17 protein-coding genes and 1 tRNA gene are annotated in these 19,044 nt (G+C 58.3%); 12 read left to right on the forward strand and 6 right to left on the reverse strand.

Going from position 1 to position 19,044, the window contains the following annotated elements; all coding sequences use genetic code 11:
* Positions 1–54: 54 nt before the first annotated feature.
* The 3 genes from C5P05_RS13440 to lptF are packed head-to-tail and all read right to left on the reverse strand — an operon-like array spanning position 55 to position 2,674.
* A complete protein-coding gene (locus C5P05_RS13440) occupies positions 55–426 on the reverse strand; it encodes a sirohydrochlorin chelatase (protein WP_114970421.1) in 372 nt (123 codons plus the stop codon).
* Positions 427–458: 32 nt separating this feature from the next.
* Entirely contained in the window at positions 459–1,565 is a 1,107-nt protein-coding gene (gene lptG / locus C5P05_RS13445) for an LPS export ABC transporter permease LptG (protein WP_114970351.1), read from the reverse strand.
* Positions 1,562–2,674, reverse strand: coding sequence for an LPS export ABC transporter permease LptF (lptF, locus tag C5P05_RS13450; protein WP_114970352.1), 1,113 nt, complete (start codon positions 2,672–2,674; stop codon positions 1,562–1,564). Before lptF ends, lptG begins: the two co-directional genes overlap by 4 nt.
* Positions 2,675–2,755: 81 nt before the next feature.
* Between lptF and C5P05_RS13455 the strand changes: the two genes are divergently transcribed.
* The 5 genes from C5P05_RS13455 to C5P05_RS13475 all read left to right on the forward strand — a co-directional run bounded on the left by C5P05_RS13455 (position 2,756) and on the right by C5P05_RS13475 (position 6,410).
* The gene (locus tag C5P05_RS13455; RefSeq protein ID WP_114970353.1) at positions 2,756–4,204 is read left to right on the forward strand and encodes a leucyl aminopeptidase; all 1,449 of its coding nucleotides are present in this window, start codon (positions 2,756–2,758) and stop codon (positions 4,202–4,204) included.
* Positions 4,205–4,221: 17 nt separating this feature from the next.
* Positions 4,222–4,653, forward strand: a complete 432-nt coding sequence (locus C5P05_RS13460; RefSeq protein ID WP_114970354.1) for a DNA polymerase III subunit chi — start codon at positions 4,222–4,224, stop codon at positions 4,651–4,653.
* Between the two features lie 2 nt (positions 4,654–4,655).
* A complete protein-coding gene (locus C5P05_RS13465) occupies positions 4,656–4,967 on the forward strand; it encodes a hypothetical protein (RefSeq protein WP_114970355.1) in 312 nt (103 codons plus the stop codon).
* Between the two features lie 113 nt (positions 4,968–5,080).
* A complete protein-coding gene (locus C5P05_RS13470) occupies positions 5,081–6,211 on the forward strand; it encodes a branched-chain amino acid ABC transporter substrate-binding protein (protein ID WP_114970356.1) in 1,131 nt (376 codons plus the stop codon).
* Positions 6,212–6,320: 109 nt separating this feature from the next.
* Positions 6,321–6,410 (forward strand) — tRNA-Ser (locus C5P05_RS13475).
* Positions 6,411–6,508: 98 nt separating this feature from the next.
* On the opposite strand, the gene C5P05_RS13480 is transcribed toward C5P05_RS13475, so the two are convergent.
* Together C5P05_RS13480 and C5P05_RS13485 are read right to left on the reverse strand one after the other, a co-directional pair.
* Positions 6,509–7,420 carry an SPFH domain-containing protein gene (locus tag C5P05_RS13480; protein ID WP_114970357.1) on the reverse strand — a complete coding sequence of 304 codons (912 nt, stop codon included), beginning with the start codon at positions 7,418–7,420 and terminating at the stop codon, positions 6,509–6,511.
* A gap of 43 nt (positions 7,421–7,463) precedes the next feature.
* Positions 7,464–7,889, reverse strand: a complete 426-nt coding sequence (locus C5P05_RS13485; protein ID WP_114970358.1) for an NfeD family protein — start codon at positions 7,887–7,889, stop codon at positions 7,464–7,466.
* A 129-nt stretch (positions 7,890–8,018) separates the two neighbouring features.
* Between C5P05_RS13485 and C5P05_RS13490 the strand changes: the two genes are divergently transcribed.
* A complete protein-coding gene (locus C5P05_RS13490) occupies positions 8,019–10,307 on the forward strand; it encodes an Orn/Lys/Arg decarboxylase N-terminal domain-containing protein (RefSeq protein ID WP_114970359.1) in 2,289 nt (762 codons plus the stop codon).
* A 63-nt stretch (positions 10,308–10,370) separates the two neighbouring features.
* Here C5P05_RS13490 and fabI read toward each other — a convergent pair whose 3' ends face one another.
* On the reverse strand, positions 10,371–11,165 hold the full coding sequence (gene fabI / locus C5P05_RS13495; RefSeq protein ID WP_114970360.1) for an enoyl-ACP reductase FabI: 795 nt from the start codon (positions 11,163–11,165) through the stop codon (positions 10,371–10,373).
* 69 nt (positions 11,166–11,234) lie between these two features.
* On the opposite strand from fabI, the gene C5P05_RS13500 reads away from it, so the two are divergent.
* The 6 genes from C5P05_RS13500 to nusA all read left to right on the forward strand — a co-directional run bounded on the left by C5P05_RS13500 (position 11,235) and on the right by nusA (position 19,025).
* A complete protein-coding gene (locus C5P05_RS13500) occupies positions 11,235–13,031 on the forward strand; it encodes an extracellular solute-binding protein (protein WP_114970361.1) in 1,797 nt (598 codons plus the stop codon).
* A gap of 3 nt (positions 13,032–13,034) precedes the next feature.
* On the forward strand, positions 13,035–14,063 hold the full coding sequence (locus C5P05_RS13505; RefSeq protein WP_114970362.1) for a microcin C ABC transporter permease YejB: 1,029 nt from the start codon (positions 13,035–13,037) through the stop codon (positions 14,061–14,063).
* Positions 14,029–15,102: an ABC transporter permease gene (locus C5P05_RS13510; RefSeq protein WP_114970363.1), complete on the forward strand. Its 1,074-nt coding sequence runs from the start codon at positions 14,029–14,031 to the stop codon at positions 15,100–15,102. The genes C5P05_RS13505 and C5P05_RS13510 overlap by 35 nt, the downstream gene beginning before the upstream one ends.
* Positions 15,099–16,769: an ABC transporter ATP-binding protein gene (locus C5P05_RS13515; protein ID WP_232834480.1), complete on the forward strand. Its 1,671-nt coding sequence runs from the start codon at positions 15,099–15,101 to the stop codon at positions 16,767–16,769. Before C5P05_RS13510 ends, C5P05_RS13515 begins: the two co-directional genes overlap by 4 nt.
* Before the next feature lie 134 nt (positions 16,770–16,903).
* A complete protein-coding gene (rimP, locus tag C5P05_RS13520; RefSeq protein ID WP_114970364.1) occupies positions 16,904–17,506 on the forward strand; it encodes a ribosome maturation factor RimP in 603 nt (200 codons plus the stop codon).
* Positions 17,507–17,528: 22 nt separating this feature from the next.
* Positions 17,529–19,025: a transcription termination factor NusA gene (nusA, locus tag C5P05_RS13525; RefSeq protein ID WP_114970365.1), complete on the forward strand. Its 1,497-nt coding sequence runs from the start codon at positions 17,529–17,531 to the stop codon at positions 19,023–19,025.
* Positions 19,026–19,044 lie beyond the last annotated feature (19 nt).

Raw genomic sequence — 19,044 nt, forward strand, 5'->3', positions numbered from 1 at the left:
GCTAACAGTGAAATTTATTATGCCCCAATCACATATGCCAACAACTGTTAAATCTCAAGAAAGGGCAATTCGGGCCATGAGCTCGATCATTTGCGCGTCCTCGCCGATGGCCGGTTTCAGATCGAACGCAATCTGCGGATGGCTGGCTCGCAAGCCGGTGATCAGTAGTGGCAGGTCTTCCCGCGCATGCCGGCCCACGCCCAGGAACATCGGAACGATGGTGATGGCGGTGACGCCCAGCGCCGCCAATTCGGCAACGCTGGTCGGTAGATCGGGGTCGGTGAGTTCCAGGTAGGCGCAGCGCACATGAACCTCGGGGGCAATCCCCCGAATATGGCTGGCCACGGCTTCAATAGGTTGTCGCCACAAAGGATCCCGTGAGCCATGTGAAAACAGGATGGTGGCGCGCACTGTCTCAAATTGCATCAAGTCCTCGCTATTTTTGACCATGACATTGACTACCGCCTGAGTACCAGCCACCCAAACGCGGTGAGGGACAGCAGTGAATAAATCATGCCCGGCAGCGCCGCGGTCAGCCACGGTTGCCAGTTCTGCAGATTGCCGATATAGCCAAATACATTGTTCAAAAGGAAGAAGCTGATACCCGCCATGACCCCGCCGAACACATAGGCGGCAATGCCGCCGGAGCGGAAGTGCAGGTAGGCAAAGGGCAGGGCCAGCACCACCATCACCAGGCAACTCAGGGGATAAAAGACCTTCTTCCAGAACTCGATCTCGTAGCGCTGTGCACTCTGTCCGTTGGCATTTAAATGCCGTATGTATTCAAACAAATCGATGGTGCTCATGCGTTCGGGTTTGAGCAAAGCGGCCGACACCATTTCCGAGCTGATCTGGTTGGGCCAGCGAAAACTTTCCACCTGGGTGTGTTCAATGCGGCCGGTATCCGCGCCACGCGCCGGAAACTCGGTCCGCTGCACACGCTTCAGGGCCCACGAATCGTCTGCCCCATAGCTTGCGGCCTCAGCCTGGACCATGGACATCAGGAAACCCTGGCTGTCGAATTCGAAGATGCGCACGCCGCGCATGCTGCCGTCCGACTCCATCGCGTTGACGTTGACGGCGTACTGCGAATGCTGCTGCCTTTCCTTCAGCCACGCGCCGGTCTGGCCTATGGTGATGCGCCCCTGGTAACGGGCTTTGAGGAGTTGCGCCGTGCGGTCGGCGACGGGGGAGAGATAGTCCCCAACGGCAAAGGTCAACAGCACAAAGCCCAAGCCCAGGAGCAGCAGCGTCCTCAGCGCTCGCCAGGGCCCCAGTCCACTGGTTCGCAAAATGGTGAACTCCGAGCTCTGGGCAAATCGCGCCATCACAAAGATGGTGCCGATCAGAACGGCAATGGGCAGCAGTTCATAGAGGTGACTTGGAATCATCAGTGCCACGTAGGTCACCGCGTGCACGAGCCGATAGCCGGCGGCCGCATTGCGTCCAAGTGACTGGATTTCTTCCACAAAGTCAAAAAAGAAGAACAGCGAGAGAAACCCCAGGATGACAAAAGCCACCGCGTACAGTACCTCGCCATAAATCAGACGTCGAATGGTCTTCATGTCGCGGCCCTGCGGAAGAGGGAGGCACGCAGGTCAACCAGCGTGCGCCAGTCCCAGTTGTTGTGGCCTTTGGCGAGCCAGAGGGTTCCCAGCACCAGCGTACTACCGTGCAAGCCCAACAGGAAGCCGCCAAAGCTGAATTTGCCAGACGCAATCCAGCTTTGGCCCAGGGTCAAGAGGTTGTAATACAGGACGAAAGCAAACAGGGAAAAAACCAGGTTCGCACTGCGCCCAACGCGTGGGTTGACGCTGGAAACGGCCACGCCAATGATCACGAAATTGATGGCAGCCAGAATCAATCCAATGCGCCAGGAGAGTTCCGCCAGGTTGGGCAGGGTCAAGTTTTTCAGCAAGGCCAGGGTGGGGCGTGTATTGACCGCGACGTCATCCGTGGCCCCGGGCATGTCTACGCCGACCTTGATGCCGTATTCTTCGAACTCGCTTATTTTTAGTTCAGATTTTCCGACCACACTTTCCAGCCGCTGCCCGTTGCTGAGCATCAAAAATCGGCCCTGATCTACCGTCTGAATGCGGCCGCTGCGGGCAGAGGTGATGGTCTCCTTGTCGGATTCGGTCGTGGCAATGAAGACGTTGGAGCCGGACTGCTTGCCGGTGGCGTCTTTTTCCACAAAAAACACCCGGTTTCCTGTCGCCGACTCCTGAAACTGGCCGGGTTGAATGCGCTCAATGTCCCCCCGCTTCTCGTATTGCTCCTTCATGGTTTCTATTTTCTGGTTGGACCAGGGCAGCACCAGCAGTGCCAGTGCCATGACGACCAGCAACACGGGCCAGGCAAACCGGAACAAGGGGCCAAGCAAGGCGGACAGGCCCCTGCCGCTGGTGAACCAGATCACCATCTCGCTGTCGCTGTACATGCGCGACAAGGTCGCAATGATCGAGATGAACAGGCTCATGGTCAGAATGGTTGGCATGTAGGCGAGCACGGTGTAGCCCATGACCAGCATCACGTCGGACGGGTTGAAGCTGCCGCGCGAGGCCTGCCCGAGGGTGCGGATCAGCGTCATGGTCATGACGACGGTCGCCAGCACGATCAGTGTCGCGCCAAAACTGCGCGCCAGCTCCTTGCGAATGGACGAATGGAATAACATAGGATGAGAATTTGCCGGACGGCTCGCAGCTACGCAATAGCTGCGCAAGCGCCGTCCTAAACCAATTAGAAAAGCTGAATTATGAACTTTGAACTCAAGACCTTTGACCTGAGCGGCGCAGCCAATGAGAAATGCGACGCCCTGATTGTGCTGCTGGGCAGCTCCTTCAAGCCTGGAAAAGACGTTTTGTCAGTGATGGCAGCGCAGGCATTCAAGGCAGGGGATCTGGAGAGTGCGCCGGGCAAGCCGGGCAAGCCACTGGTTTTATACCGACTCGCCGGGGTGGCTTGTTCGCGTGCCGTGCTGGCCAGTGTCGGCGATGGATCGGCCAAAGAGGTGCGCCAAGCAGTCGCTGCCGCAGTGGCGGCAGTCAAGTCAACCCAGGTCAAGAAACTGGTGCTCTGTTTTGCCACCTTGCCGCAGGAAGACGCCGTCCGCGCCGCTGTCATGGCCGTTGCCGAGGCCAGTTATGTATTCACGACCACCAAATCAAAGCCCGAGGGCAGGGCAATTCAACGCGTCATCGTGGGCTTGCCGAGTGCACCGAAGTTCAAACCTGTTTTTGACCAGGTGGTTGCCGCCGTGGCGGGTATGGAGTTCGCTAAAGAATGGGCCAATCGACCGGCCAACCACGCCACGCCGACCCTGTTGGCGGGCGCCGCCCGATCACTGGCCAAGTTGCCCCATATCAAGTGCGAAGTGCTTGGCCCCAAGGAAGTGGCCAAGCTGGAGATGGGTTCGTTCATGGCGGTCGCCCAGGGGTCTGAGGAACCTCTGCGCTTTATTGTGTTGCGCTACGACGGTACGGTGAAGTCCGAGGCGCCCACGGTTCTGGTGGGCAAGGGCATCACTTTTGACAGTGGCGGCATTTCCATCAAGCCCGCGGCCGAGATGGACGAGATGAAGTTCGACATGTCAGGTGCCGCCAGTGTGTTGGGCGTTTTTCGGGCCCTGGCAGAGCTGAAGCCCGCCATCAACGTGATCGGCTTGATTCCCTCGTGTGAAAACCTGCTCAATGGCCGGGCCGTCAAACCGGGCGATGTGGTGACCAGCATGAGCGGTCAGACCATTGAAATTCTCAATACCGATGCCGAAGGTCGATTGGTGCTGTGCGATGCACTGACCTATGCCGAGCGCTTCAAACCCCGTGCCGTGGTGGACATCGCCACGCTCACCGGTGCCTGCGTAGTGGCCTTGGGTGCGGTGCGCAGCGGCCTTTTCTGCGCGAATGAGGAATTGGCCGCAGCCCTGTTGACAGCGGGAGATACCTCGCTTGATCTGTGCTGGCGCATGCCTTTGGACGACGATTACGCCGAGGGCCTCAAATCCAATTTTGCCGATGTTGCCAACGTGGGCGGACGCGCCGGCGGCGCCATCACAGCGGCCAAGTTTCTGCAACGATTCACCGGCAAGTTTCCCTGGGCTCACCTGGACATTGCCGGAACGGCCTGGAAGAGCGGAGCCGCCAAAGGTGCGACTGGCCGCCCGGTCGCGCTGCTGCTGGAATACCTGCTGACTTCAGCAAAATAAAGCAGGTGGCATTGAATATGACGGAGGTGGCATTTCACTTCAACGCACCTGATCGCGTGGCCTATGCCTGTCGTTTGTTGAGAAAGGCCGTGAGCAATGGTGCAAAGATTGTGGTGACGGGCCACGCTGACACACTGCAGGCGCTGGACAGCGCGCTGTGGACTTTCTCACCGGTGGATTTTGTGGCGCATTGTTATCTGGAGAGCGACGCCTGGGTCGTGGCGGCGTCGCCCGTGATTCTGGCGCCATCGATTGAGTCCGTGCCCCATCAGCAGGTGCTACTCAATATCGGCCATCTCGTGCCAAGCGGTTTTGAGCGGTTTGAGCGTGTGATTGAGGTCGTTGGAATGGAAGACGATGACCGTCAGCATGCACGAAGCCGCTGGAAGCATTACACCGAGCAAGGCTTCACTATCAAGCGCCATGATCTGGCTTTGAAACCTTCATAGCGATGAACACCATACCCCGAAATCTGCCGCGATTTTTGCCAACCTTGACTGAAGTTGTGCATCCGGACGAGTTGGTCCGCATGGCGGTGCCGGCGCTGCCGGGAGTTGATGAGACAGTATCGCTCGTGATGCAGAGGGTGGAGCCGGTGATCGAGCGTCGGCTGCGCGAAGAAGCCGATGTCATGCTTCGCAATATGGTGGCCGAACAACTGCAACGCTTGAGTGCGGGCCTCCGGCAAGAACTTGAAATTGTCGTGCGTCAGGCCGTGTCTGAGGTGATGACATCTCAGTCAAGTCAGCATAAGTTGAAATAATGATGCATTACGCCACAGCTCGGTGTCTTCCCTATGTTTTTGGCTCAGAAATTGCGTTATCGTGCCGGGTGTGGAACGATTAGGTTCACATTTTTTTAACTATGGAGTTGTCTATGCAAATGAAATTAAGAATTACCGTTGCTGCCGCGATTGCTGCGGCTGCTGGCGTCGCCATGGCGCAGGACATGGTCGTCAAGATCGGTCACGTTGCCCCGGTTTCGGGCGCGCAAGCGGCATACGGCAAAGACAACGAGAACGGTGCCCGCATGGCTATTGAAGATCTGAACGCCGCTGGCGTGATGATCGGCGGCAAGAAGGTGAAGTTTGAGCTCTTGGCTGAAGATGATGCAGCTGATCCCAAACAAGGTGCAGCTGTTGCACAAAAACTGTGCGACGCCAAAGTGGCTGGTGTGGCTGGCCACCTGAACTCGGGCACCACCATCCCTGCGTCCAAGATTTACAACGATTGTGGGATTCCCATGGTCACCCCCTCTGCAACCAACCCCAACCTGACCAAGCCTGGCTACAAGACCACATTCCGCTTGCTGGCAAATGACAATGCACTGGGTGCAGGCTTGGCTCTTTACGCCGCGGACACTTTAAAGCTCAAGCGCATCGCCGTAATTGATGACCGTACCGCTTACGGTCAAGGCGTGGCGGATGTGTTCAAGAAGATTGCAGCATCCAAAGGCATCACCATCGTTGACGAACAGTTCACCACCGACAAGTCCGTTGACTTCATGTCCATCCTGACGTCCATCAAGGGCAAGACTCCGGACGGCGTTTTCTTCGGTGGTATGGACCCCCAAGCCGGCCCGATGCTGCGTCAGATGGAACAACTCGGTCTGAGCAACGTCAAGTACTTTGGTGGCGATGGCATCTGCACCAATGACCTGATCAAACAGGCTGCCGGCGCCAAAACGCTGGAGAACGTGGTTTGCGCTGAAGGTGGCGCATCGTTGGAAAAAATGCCCAGCGGTGCCACCTGGAAAAAGCGTTATGACGCCAAGTACCCAGGTCAGTTCCAGGTTTACAGCCCTTACGTCTATGACGCCATCCACGTGTTGGTGGATGCCATGAAGCGTGCCGGCAGTGCAGACCCCAAGGTTTACACCTCGTTCATCGGCGCGACAAACTACCAGGGCGTCACGACCAAAGTACAGTTCGAGTCAAATGGCGAGTTGAAAAACCCTGCCATGACCCTGTATACCTACAAGGCCGGCAAGAAGGTCGCACTGAACTAATTCAGTTTTATTCAGAGCCGAAAAAAGCCGCCTTCGGGTGGCTTTTTTCTTGCCCCTTCGGTCCGCACGGCGGAAATAGGGCCTTGGCTCGGCTAAAATACGAGTTGCTGGAGCGGTGGATGAGCGGTTTAAGTCATACGCCTGGAAAGCGTACGAGGGGTAAAACCCTCCGCGGGTTCGAATCCCGCCTGCTCCGCCAGTAACACATGTCTTGAATCATCCGCAGACATACAGAATCCCGCAGTTCTCTTTGAGAGCTGCGGGTTTTTTGTTTTTGCTCTCTAACTTTTATCCTAACTACGCCCGCTGCGTTTGCACCATTTTCATGGCCGATGAAATCAGCGCGGACACTTCGGTCATGTTGCTGGGCACGATGAGGGTTGTAGTGGCATCTGCTGCCACTTTTGAATAAGCATCCACGGCTCTTTCAGCCACCTTGAGTTGCACGGCTTCAGCGCCACCGGGCTGGCGAATCGCGGCGGCAATACGCTCGATCGCGCCGGCGGTCGCCTCGGCAACGGCGGTGATGGATTGGGCGTCGCCCTGGGCCTTGTTGATCACGGCTTGTTTCTCGCCTTCAGAGCGGGCAATAAAGGCTTCACGCTCGCCGGTGGCAATATTGATCTGCTCCTGGCGACGGCCTTCGGACGCGGCAATCAGCGCGCGTTTTTCGCGCTCCGCAGTGATCTGCTGCTGCATGGCGTGCAAGATCTCCTTGGGCGGCGTCAGATCCTTGATCTCATAGCGCAGCACCTTGACGCCCCAGTTCAGGGCGGCCTCGTCAATGGCCTGCACCACCTGGGCGTTGATGATGTCGCGTTCTTCAAAGGTTTTATCCAGCTCTAGCTTGCCGATGACCGAACGCAGCGAGGTCTGCGCCAACTGGGAGATGGCCATGATGTAGTTGCTTGAGCCATAGCTGGCACGCATGGCGTCCGTCACCTGAAAATAGAGGATGCCGTCGACCTGCAACTGGGTGTTGTCGCGTGTGATACAGACCTGGCTGGCAATATCCAGGGGGATTTCCTTGAGGATGTGTTTGTAGGCGACCTTGTCCACAAAGGGCATCAAGAAGCTCAAGCCTGGCGTCAGGGTGCCGTTGTATTTTCCAAGGCGTTCGACGACCCAGGCGTGCTGCTGCGGCACCACTTTGACCGACTGCGTGATAAACACAGCCGCGATGACGAACAAAATTATTGCGATTTCCATCAGTTTTCCCAGTTAACCCCAACAGGACGTCGTTGGCACATTTTTATGATTTTTTGACGATCAATTGGCTACCGACCACTTCCACCACGTTGTGGAGTCCGGGCGATGGTGTGGCGCCCGGCAGGAGTGACACGGTCCAATTGGCGCCCCGGTATTTCACGGTGCTTGTGCCGTCCGGGCGCCAGGCCTCGACGTGAACGGTCGCGCCAACATCCATATTGACATCGTGATTGGCGCTGGCGGGGAGGGCGGACGGTGTTTTTTGTTTGTATCGGCGCCAGGCCACGACGGACCCACCGCCGACGAGGGCTGCCACGACCAGTTGCAGGGTGGCTGTGGCGCCCAGGTGAGCGGCGATGGCCGCTGCGACAAACCCCATGGAGAGCATGAGCAAATAGAACGTCCCGGTCACCAACTCGACTGCGATGACAGCACCTGCCAGTACCCACCAGATCGTTGATTCAGCCATATCGCCCCTTATTGTGTTTGTAGCGCCACATTTTGAGTCAAAAAATGTGTCGTGCAAGTGACGCGACTTAATAAGTCCTTACACTTCGCGCCTGTTTCTTATTTTTCCCGTGCCTGGCTGGAGTGCCCAATGAAATTTCGCTTTCCCATCGTCATCATCGACGAAGATTTTCGCTCTGAAAATACCTCTGGTCTGGGTATTCGGGCGCTTGCCCAGGCGATCGAGTCGGAAGGCCTCGAAGTGCTTGGCGTCACCAGCTATGGCGACCTGAGCCAGTTTGCGCAGCAGCAAAGCCGCGCCAGCGCCTTTATTTTGTCGATCGATGATGAGGAGTTCACCCCCGGCCCCGATCTGGACCCGGCGGTGCTGAACCTGCGCCATTTCATTGAAGAAGTTCGTCGCAAAAATCTGGATGTGCCTATCTACATCTATGGCGAGACCAAGACCTCGCGCCATCTTCCCAATGACATCCTGCGCGAGTTGCATGGTTTCATTCACATGTTCGAGGACACGCCCGAGTTTGTGGCGCGCCACATCATTCGCGAAGCCAAGAGCTATCTGGAGGGCGTGCAACCTCCTTTCTTCAAAGCCTTGCTGGACTACGCGGAGAACGGTTCGTACTCGTGGCATTGCCCGGGGCACTCCGGCGGTGTTGCCTTTCTGAAAAGCCCGGTGGGTCAGATGTACCACCAGTTCTATGGCGAAAACATGCTGCGCGCCGACGTTTGCAACGCGGTGGAAGAACTCGGTCAACTGCTGGACCATGACGGCGCCATTGGCAAGAGTGAACGCAATGCAGCGCGCATCTTCAATGCCGACCATTGCTTTTTTGTGACCAATGGCACCAGCACCAGCAACAAGATGGTGTGGCACCATACCGTGGCGCCCAATGACATCGTGGTGGTGGACCGTAATTGCCACAAGTCGAACCTGCACGCGATCATCATGACCGGGGCGATTCCCGTGTTCTTGAAGCCCACGCGCAACCATTTCGGCATCATCGGACCGATTCCGAAAAGCGAGTTTGAGCCGGCCGCCATCAAAGCGAAAATCATGGCCAACCCCTTGATTCGAGAGCACCTGCAGGGCGTGGACGTCAGCAAAATCAAACCCCGCATCCTGACCCTGACCCAGTCCACTTACGACGGCGTGTTGTACAACACCGAAACCGTCAAAGGCATGCTCGATGGCTATGTGGAGAACATCCACTTTGACGAAGCCTGGCTGCCGCACGCCGCGTTTCACCCGTTCTACGGCACCTACCATGCCATGGGCAAGAAGCGGACGCGCCCCAAACACGCCATGGTGTATGCGACGCAGTCGATCCACAAGCTGCTGGCCGGCATCAGCCAGGCCAGCCAGGTGCTGGTGCAAGACTCGCAAACCGTCAAGCTGGACAAGCACCTGTTCAACGAGGCGTATCTGATGCACGCCTCGACCTCGCCGCAATACAGCATCATCGCCAGTTGCGACGTGGCCGCCGCCATGATGGAACCCCCCGGCGGCACTGCGCTGGTGGAAGAAAGCATTGCGGAGGCACTGGACTTCCGCCGTGCCATGCGCAAGATCGATGAAGACTACGGTGACGACTGGTGGTTCAAGGTCTGGGGCCCGGACAAACTGGTAGACGAAGGCATTGGCCGTGCGGACGACTGGATCATCAAGGGCGAGTCCGCCAAAGCCAAGGCCGGTGTGAACTGGCATGGTTTCGGCAAGATGGCGACCGGATTCAACATGCTGGACCCGATCAAGTCGACCATCGTGACGCCCGGCATGGACTTGAACGGCAAGTTCGCCAAGACCGGCATTCCGGCCAGCATCGTGACCAAGTTCCTGGCCGAGCACGGCGTGGTGGTCGAGAAGACCGGGCTCTACAGCTTTTTCATCATGTTCACCATCGGCATCACCAAGGGCCGCTGGAACAGCATGCTGACCGCCTTGCAGCAATTCAAGGACGACTACGCCAAGAACCAGCCCATGTGGCGCATCCTGCCGGAGTTTTGCCAAAAGCACCCGAAATACGAAAACATGGGCTTGGCCGACTTGTGCCAGCACATTCACCAGCTTTACGCCAAATATGACATTGCGCGCCTGACCACGGACATGTACCTGAGCGACCTGACGCCGGCCATGAAGCCCAGCGATGCCTACGCCCACATTGCGCTGCGCAAGACCGAGCGCGTGGAGATTGACCACCTGGAAGGCCGCATCACGGTCGGCTTGGTGACGCCGTATCCGCCCGGCATTCCATTGCTGATTCCGGGCGAAGTGTTCAACAAGAAAATCGTGGACTACCTGAAGTTCTCACGCGAGTTCAACGCGCAATGCCCGGGTTTCGAGACCGACATCCATGGACTGGTGGAAGAGGAAGGCGTTGACGGACAGTTCCGCTACTACGCAGACTGCGTCAAGGTCTGACGCAGTCACTATTGTTTTAATAGCTTCTAGCGCTCTGTTTACGAGGGCTAGCGGCATTTTTCATCAAGAATTAGGCGATTCCACCACGGCCACGGCGGTCTGGCTGACGCCGCAGTCCACATAGGAAATCTGGCCGGTCACGCCGGAGGCCAGATCGCTCAGCAAAAAGGCGGCGACGTTGCCCACTTCTTCAATCGTCACATTGCGTTTGAGGGGCGACGCGTTGGCGGAGATGGCCAGCAGGCGGCTGAAGTCCTTGATGCCGCTGGCGGCCAGGGTCTTGATCGCGCCTGCGCTCAGGCCGTTAACGCGCATGCCACGGGAACCAATGGCATCGGCCAGGTAACGCACCGACGATTCCAGCGAGGCCTTGGCCAGGCCCATGGTGTTGTAGCTCGGCACGACGCGCACGCCACCCAGGTAGGTCAGGGTGAGGAGGGAGGCCTTGTCGCTGAGGTAGGGCAGGGCCGCCTTGGCCATGGCGGGAAAGCTGTAGGCGCTGATGTCGTGGGCGATTCTGAAATTTTCGCGCGTCAGACCGTCCAGGAAATTGCCGGCAATGGCTTCGCGTGGCGCGTAACCAATGCTGTGAACAAAGCCGTCGAAGGTGGGCCAGTGCGCTGACAAGTCCGTGAACAGCTTTTCAATCTGCGCGTCGTCACCGACATCGCAGTCAAATATCAATTCCGAGCCGAAATCCGCGGCGAACTCGGTAATGCGTTCCTTGAAGCGCTCACCGACGTAGCTGAAGGCCAGCTCGGCACCTTGCTCGTGGCAAGCCTGCGCAATGCCGTAGGCAATGGAGCGTTTGGACAAAACACCGGTTATCAGCAGTTTTTTTCCTGTCAGGAATCCCATATCGTCTCTCTTTTATAAGCAGGTGGATCACCGCCTTATCGGCGGCGGAAGTTGATGCAGAATTGTCGCATGCGAAGTCTGCTATTTTTTCTGCTCTGGGGACTATCCGCTCCGTTATGGGCGGCGCATGGTTACGCCCTGTGGGGCGACGTGAAGTACCCGGCCAATTTTTCGCACTTCGACTACGTGAATCCCGATGCGCCCAAGGGAGGCGAATTGCGGCTGGTCAGCAATCTGCGGGTCTCTACTTTTGACAAGTACAACCCCTTCACCATCAAAGGCACGTCGCCCGCCTATCTGGCAGATTTGATGTTCGATTCGCTGCTCACCGGCTCGCTGGATGAGACCGGCTCGGGCTACGGCCTGCTGGCCAATGATGTCGACGTGGCGACCGACGGCATGAGCGCCACCTTCCGCTTGGCACCGCAGGCGCGCTTTCACAATGGCGACCCGGTGCTGGCCGCCGACGTGAAATACAGCTTCGACACCTTGATGGGGCCCTACACCTCGCCCGCGTTCAAGACTCTGCTGGCCGATGTGGCGGGCCTGGATGTTGTGAACGAGCGAACCGTGCGCTACCGTTTCAAGAAGCCCAATCGCGAGCTCCCGCTCACCGTGGGCGGCCTGCCGGTTTTCAGCCGTCAGTGGGGCATGGAAAACGGCAAGCGCAAATCGTTTGACCAGGTGGTGACGGATATCCCGATTGGCAGCGGTCCCTACAAAATTGGCCCGGTTCGCTTCGGCAAGGACATCACCTATGTGCGCGACCCCAACTACTGGGCGCGGGACCTGAATGTGAAGCGCGGCAGCAACAACTTTGAACGCATCACAGTCAAGATTTACAAGGACGGTACCGCCCGGCTGGAAGCCCTGAAGGCCGGTGAGTTCGACCTGATGCGGTTTTTTTCGGCCGGCGACTGGGCGCGGCGGGTCAATGGCAAGCGCTTTGACACCGGTGAGCTGGTCAAGAGCGAGTTCCAACACCGCTTGCCTTCGGGCTTCCAGAGTTACGTGATCAATACGCGGCGCGACAAGTTCAAGGATGTGCGCGTGCGTCAGGCGCTCGGGCTGGCGCTGGATTACGAGTGGATGAATCGCCAGATGTTTTACAAGGCCTACCAGCGGGTCAATGGTCTATTCGGCAACACCGATTGCCAGGCCACGGGCGTGCCCGGCCCGGAAGAGCTCGCCTTGATGGAGCCCTGGCGCAAAGACATTCCTTCCGCCGCATTTGGGCCGATGGCGGTGGCGCCGCGCACCGACGGCGACTCCTCGCTGCGGGCCAATCTGCGCCAGGCGCATGCCCTGTTGCAGGCCGCCGGCTGGACGGTACGCGACGGCGCCTTGCGCAATGCGCAGGGCCAGGCGTTCGAGATTGAGTACCTCGACAGCAATGAAGGCAGCGCGCGGGTGATCGCGCCCTGGGCGCGCAACCTCGAAAAACTCGGTATCCAGCTGCACTTTCGTCCAGTGGACTTCGCCCTGTACCAGCAACGCCTGCAAAAATTCGAGTTCGACATCACCTCGCTGGCCTACGGTGGCACGCATAACCCGGGGCAGGAATACGCTGACATCTTTGGTTCGGCAGCGGCAGATATTGAAGACTCCGGCAACCTGGCGGGCGTGAAAAACCGGGCCATCGATGCCTTGATCGGCAAGATAACCGGCGCCAAAACCAAGGCCGAGCTGTTACCGGCCTGCCGCGCGCTGGAGCGGGTTATCGCCCACAGCCACCTGCTGATTCCCCAATGGACGGCCGGCACCCACCGTATCGTCTACAACAGCTGGCACCTGCAAAAGCCCGCGACCGTGCCGCCTTACGCGCAGGGCGAGGGTTGGGCGATTGACACCTGGTGGGCCAAATAAATCATGCTGAGCTATATCCTCAAACGACTGTTGCTGATGGTGCCCACGTTGCTGGGCGTGTTGCTGCTCACCTTTGTCGTGGTCCAGTTCGTGCCCGGTGGCCCGGTGGAGCAGTACCTGGCCGAGGCCAAGGCCGGTGCCGGCAGGAGCGCCGAGGGCGGTGGCCTGAGCTACCGGGGCGCACAAGGCGTGGACCCGAAACGACTGGAGCAGATCAAGGCCTTGTATGGTTTTGACAAACCGGCCCACGAGCGTTTCTTTCAAATGCTCGGGCAGTTCGCCCGCTTTGACCTGGGCAAAAGCTTTTTCCAAAACAAGGATGTTTCACAGCTGCTGTGGGAGAAGTTGCCGGTCTCCATCAGCCTGGGACTGTGGACGTTTTTCATCAGTTACCTGATTGCCGTGCCGCTGGGCGTGGCCAAGGCGGTGCGGGCCGGGTCGCGCTTTGACTTCGTCACGACCTTGCTGGTGCTGGTGGGCTATGCCATTCCCGGCTTCGTGCTGGGCGTTGCCTTGCTGGTCATCTTTGGCGGGCAGTTGCAGTGGTTCCCCTTGCGGGGTTTGACCTCCAGCAATTGGGACGAGTTGAGCTGGGGCGCCCGCATCGTGGATTACCTCTGGCACATCGCCATGCCGGTGACGGCCATGGTGCTGGGCAGTTTTGCCGTGACCGCCATGCTGACCAAGAACGCATTTCTGGAAGAGATTCGCAAACAATACGTGGTGACGGCGCGGGCCAAAGGGCTGGATGAGCGCCAGGTGCTGTGGAAGCATGTGTTTCGCAATGCGCTGATTCCGATCATCACGGGTTTTCCGGCCGCGTTTATTGGTGCATTTTTTACCGGCTCGCTGTTGATCGAGACGCTGTTTTCGCTCGACGGGCTTGGACTGCTGAGCTACGAGAGCGTGATCCGGCGTGATTACCCGGTGGTGCTGGGCACCTTGTATTTCTTTACGCTGATCGGCCTGGTCACCAAGCTGATTTCCGACTTGTCCTATGTCTGGGTGGATCCGCGTGTCAAGTTTGATTAAGCCCCCCGAAGGGGCGTCTCCATCGCCCGGCCGCCGGGCTTGGATGCGCTTCAAGCGCAACCGGTTGGGTTATTGGAGCCTGCTGGCCTTTTGCACGCTGGTTGTGCTGAGCCTGTTTGCGGAACTCATCTCGAACGACCGTCCGCTGCTGGTGCGCTACCAGGGCACGACTTACTTCCCGATGCTCAAGGACTATTCGGAAAAGACTTTTGGGGGTGACTTCGACACCGCAGCCGATTATCTGGACCCCTACATCCGCGAGCGCCTGTCCAGGGACGACAACTGGGCGCTGTTTGCCCCCAACCCCTACGGCCCGAAAACCCTGAACTATTTTGCCAAGGAGCCGAATCCGTCGGGCCCCAGCCGCGACAACTGGTTTGGCACGGATGACCGCGGCCGCGACTTGTTGGCGCAACTTATTTACGGTTTTCGCATTAGTGTGCTGTTTGCGTTGGCGCTCACCGCCACCGGCGTGCTGCTTGGCGTGATGACAGGGGCGGTGCAGGGTTTTTTCGGTGGCAAGACGGACCTGGCCTTTCAGCGCTTCATCGAAATCTGGAGTTCCATGCCCGAGCTTTACCTGCTCATCATCTTCAGCGCGGTGTTCGCGCCCAGCCTGGCCCTGTTGTTGATCTTGTTGAGCCTGTTTGGCTGGATGGGTTTATCGGACTATGTACGCGCTGAATTCCTGCGCAACCGGCAACTCGATTTCGTGCGTGCGGCGCGGGCGCTGGGGGTGAGCAACTGGCAGATCATCGTGCGCCACTTGCTGCCCAACAGCCTGACTCCGGTGGTCACGTTTTTGCCCTTTCGCATGAGCGGGGCCATTCTGGCGCTGACCTCGCTGGATTTTCTGGGTTTGGGGGTTCCGCCCGGTACGCCGTCTCTTGGGGAACTGCTGTCCCAGGGTAAAAACAATATTGACGCCTGGTGGATATCGCTTTCCACGTTTGGCGTACTGGTGCTTACCTTGCTGTTGTTGACCTTCATGGGCGACGCCCTGCGCGACGCGCTGGATCCGCGGAAGGCAGAACAATGACGGCCCCCATGCGTGGCGTGCGGCTCCCCAATGTAGGCCAAACACTTGGGGGCGGCCCGTCGTCGTCTGATCCATTGCTTATCGTCGCGGACTTGCGTATCTCGTTTGCCGGCAGGGACGTGGTGCATGGCATCAATTTCTCCATCGCACCCGGTGAAAAACTGGCGTTGGTGGGCGAGTCGGGCTCTGGAAAGACGGTGACCGCGCTGAGCCTCTTGCGCCTGGTGCAGAACGCTACCCTCAGCGGCCGGGCCGTGTTCATGGGGCGTGACCTCCTGTCGATTCCAGAGCGCGAGTTGCGCGGCCTGCGCGGGCAAGACATTGCCATGATCTTCCAGGAACCCATGACGGCACTCAACCCGCTGTTCACGGTGGGCGATCAAATTGCCGAAGTTTTAGAGCTGAAACAGGGCCTGGCCCGCTCGCACTGTGCGCAAGAGGCTATTAGATTAATAGCGGAAACCGGTATCACCGAGCCTGAGCGGCGTGTCAAAGCGTATCCGCATCAACTCAGCGGTGGCCAGCGTCAGCGCGCCATGATTGCCATGGCCTTGGCCTGCCAGCCCAAATTACTGCTGGCGGACGAGCCCACGACCGCGCTGGATGTGACCCTGCGTGGGCAAATACTGGACTTGCTGGCCAGTTTTCAGAAAAAAAATGGCATGGCCGTGCTTATGATCACCCATGACTTGAACCTGGTGCGACGCTTTGCCGATCGCGTCATCGTGATGGAAAACGGCCATATCGTGGAGCAGGGTGCGGTGGCCGAGGTTTTTGCCCATCCGCAACACAGTTACACGCGCCGCCTGATTGACAGCAAGCCGGTGCGCGATGTGGCAGAGGGCGAGCTTGATGCTGGCGCGCAACCCGTCATGCAGGCGCGCGCACTGCGGGTGGCCTATCCCACGCCTCGGCCGGGTTTCAAGGGCTGGTTCAGCCACGGGGAGTTCGTCGCGGTGCAGGGTGCTGACTTCCAGCTCCAGGCAGGGCAGACCCTGGGCGTGATGGGCGAATCAGGGTCGGGCAAATCCACGCTGGCGCTGGCCGCCTTAGGGTTGTTGCCTTTTACAGGTGAAATGCAGGTCACAGGACAGGCTTGGGGTCTCAGCGCGGCGCATAACAAATCCATGCGGCGCGTGGTCCAGGTCGTGTTTCAAGATCCATTTTCGTCCCTGTCGCCGCGTCTGACCGTGGAGGAAATTGTGGGCGAGGGATTGCTGGTGCATGAACCAGGTCTGTCGCAGGCGCAGCGCCGCGCGCGGGTGTTGCAGGCGCTGCTTGACGTCGGCATGGGTGTTGGCCTGGATGAGGCCCGGTTTTCGAGCCTGATCCAGCGTTACCCCCATGAATTTTCGGGCGGACAGCGCCAGCGTCTGGCCATTGCCCGGGCGCTCATCGTCCAGCCCCGGATACTGGTACTGGACGAGCCGACCAGTGCGCTGGATGTCACGATCCAGAAGCAGGTGCTACAGCTGCTGCAGCGCCTGCAGCGGGAACGTGGCTTGAGTTATCTGCTCATCACCCACGATGTGGACGTTATTCGGGCCATGGCCCATCACATCGTGGTCATGAAAGACGGTCATTTTGTGGAGACCGGGCAAGCCGCGGAGCTTCTGGCTGCGCCCAAGCACAAATACACCCGAACGCTGCTGGCGGCCGCTGGATAAATCCTTAGGAATCAAGGCACTTAAGCCAGTTTTGGGATACAATCCAAAGCTCACGACCAAACGGGCGGGTATCTACCGCCCGTTTTTTTTGGTCGATTGTTTTTGAACGTTTTTTGAATTGCATCTGAACACACGTGGCACTGAAAGAAATTGTTGAGCAAACCGTGGCCGGTCTGGGCTACGACCTGGTGGAAACCGAGCGTTCTGCCGCTGGGTTGCTGCGCATCACGATTGACCTACCTTGGACGCCGCAGGCCGAAGGTGCCGGTGCCGAGCAATTCGTGACGGTTGAAGACTGCGAGAAGGTCACCCGCCAGTTGCTGTTTGCGCTGGAGGTGGATGGTGTTGAGTACAAGCGGCTTGAGGTGTCCTCGCCGGGTATTGATCGCCCCTTGCGCCATGAAAAAGATTTTGAACGTTTTGTAGGGCGCGAGATTGATGTCACGCTGAAGGCGCCCATTGGTGCGGCGGCGGCAGGTCAAGTCAGTGCCACGCGGAAAAAGTTTCGCGGCACGCTGGAGCGTACCCAAGTTGAGGGTGGGGCGTTGGGCTGGCAAATCGTCTGGAGCGATGCGCCGGTGGGCAAGCCGGGTCAAAAAATAAGCAAGAAGCGGCTACCGGCGCCGGTACAGGCTCTGGGGTTTGCGTTGGATGAGCTGCGCGAGGCGCGACTGGCACCCATCGTCAGCTTCAAAGGTCGTGGCACCAAGCCCGACTCAGAAACAAATTTGGATTGAATTGAAACAGGAGAGTTATGGCATGAATCGCGAAATGTTAATGCTGGTAGAAGCCATCTCACGCGAAAAGAACGTGGAGCGTGATGTGGTGTTTGGCGCTGTCGAGGCAGCGCTGGCACAAGCGACGAAGAAGCTTTCCCAGGGCGATGTGGATATCCGCGTCGCCGTTGATCGCGACAGCGGTACCTACGAAACGTTTCGTCGCTGGCATGTGGTTCCGGACGAGGCTGGCCTGCAATTGCCGGACCAGGAAATCCTGTTGTTCGAAGCCAAAGAGCAGATCCCCGATATTGAGGTGGACGAGTACATCGAGGAAACGGTGGAATCCGTGCCGATTGGCCGTATTGGCGCCATGGCAGCCAAGCAGGTCATTTTGCAAAAAATTCGCGATGCCGAACGTGAGATGTTGCTCAACGACTTCATGTCGCGCGGTGACAAGATTTTCGTCGGCACCGTCAAGCGCATGGACAAGGGTGACCTGATTGTCGAAAGCGGCCGTGTCGAAGGCCGTCTGCGCCGCAGCGAGATGATCCCGAAGGAAAATCTCCGCATGGGTGACCGCGTTCGCGCCATGATCATGGAAGTGGACTTGACCCTGCGCGGCGCGCCGATTATTCTGTCGCGTTCGGCGCCTGAATTCATGATTGAGCTTTTCCGTCAGGAAGTGCCCGAGATTGAGCAGGGCCTGCTGGAGATCAAATCCTGCGCCCGTGATGTCGGCTCCCGCGCCAAGATTGCCGTGTTGTCGCATGACAAACGGGTGGACCCCATCGGCACCTGTGTTGGTGTGCGTGGCACGCGTGTCAATGGCGTCACCAACGAGCTGGCCGGTGAACGCGTGGACATTGTGCTGTGGAGCGAAGACCCCGCCCAGTTTGTGATTGGTGCCCTGGCCCCGGCCAACGTGACTTCCATTGTGGTGGACGAAGAGCGTCACGCCATGGACGTGGTGGTGGACGAGGAAAACCTGGCCATCGCGATCGGTCGCGGCGGTCAGAACGTACGCCTGGCGTCGGAGCTGACCGGCTGGAAGATCAACATCCTGGATGCTGCTGAGTCGGCACAGAAGCAGGCCAGCGAGACAGATTCTGGCCGCAAGCTGTTCATGGAAAAGCTGGATGTGGACGAGGAAATCGCCGATCTGCTGATTGCAGAAGGCTTTACCAGTCTGGAGCAGGTGGCCTATGTGCCGCTGGAAGAAATGCTCGAGATCGAGAGCTTCGACGAAGACACGGCCAACGAACTGCGCACCCGCGCCAAAGACGCGTTGTTGACCATGGAAATTGCGCACGAAGAGAGTGTTGAAGAGGTTTCGCAGGATTTGCAAGACCTTGAAGGCCTCTCACCCGAACTGATCGGCAAACTGGCAGATGGCGGCGTTCACACGCTTGACGACCTGGCCGATTTGGCCGTTGACGAACTCACTGAAATCACCGGCCAGTCTGCGGACGAGGCCAAGACCTTGATCATGAAGGCGCGCGAACATTGGTTTACCAATGACGCCGCTTCTCAAGAGTAATGGTCATGAAAGGTTACAC

This window comes from Rhodoferax ferrireducens, assembly GCF_003347515.1.
GTDB lineage: Bacteria > Pseudomonadota > Gammaproteobacteria > Burkholderiales > Burkholderiaceae_C > Rhodoferax.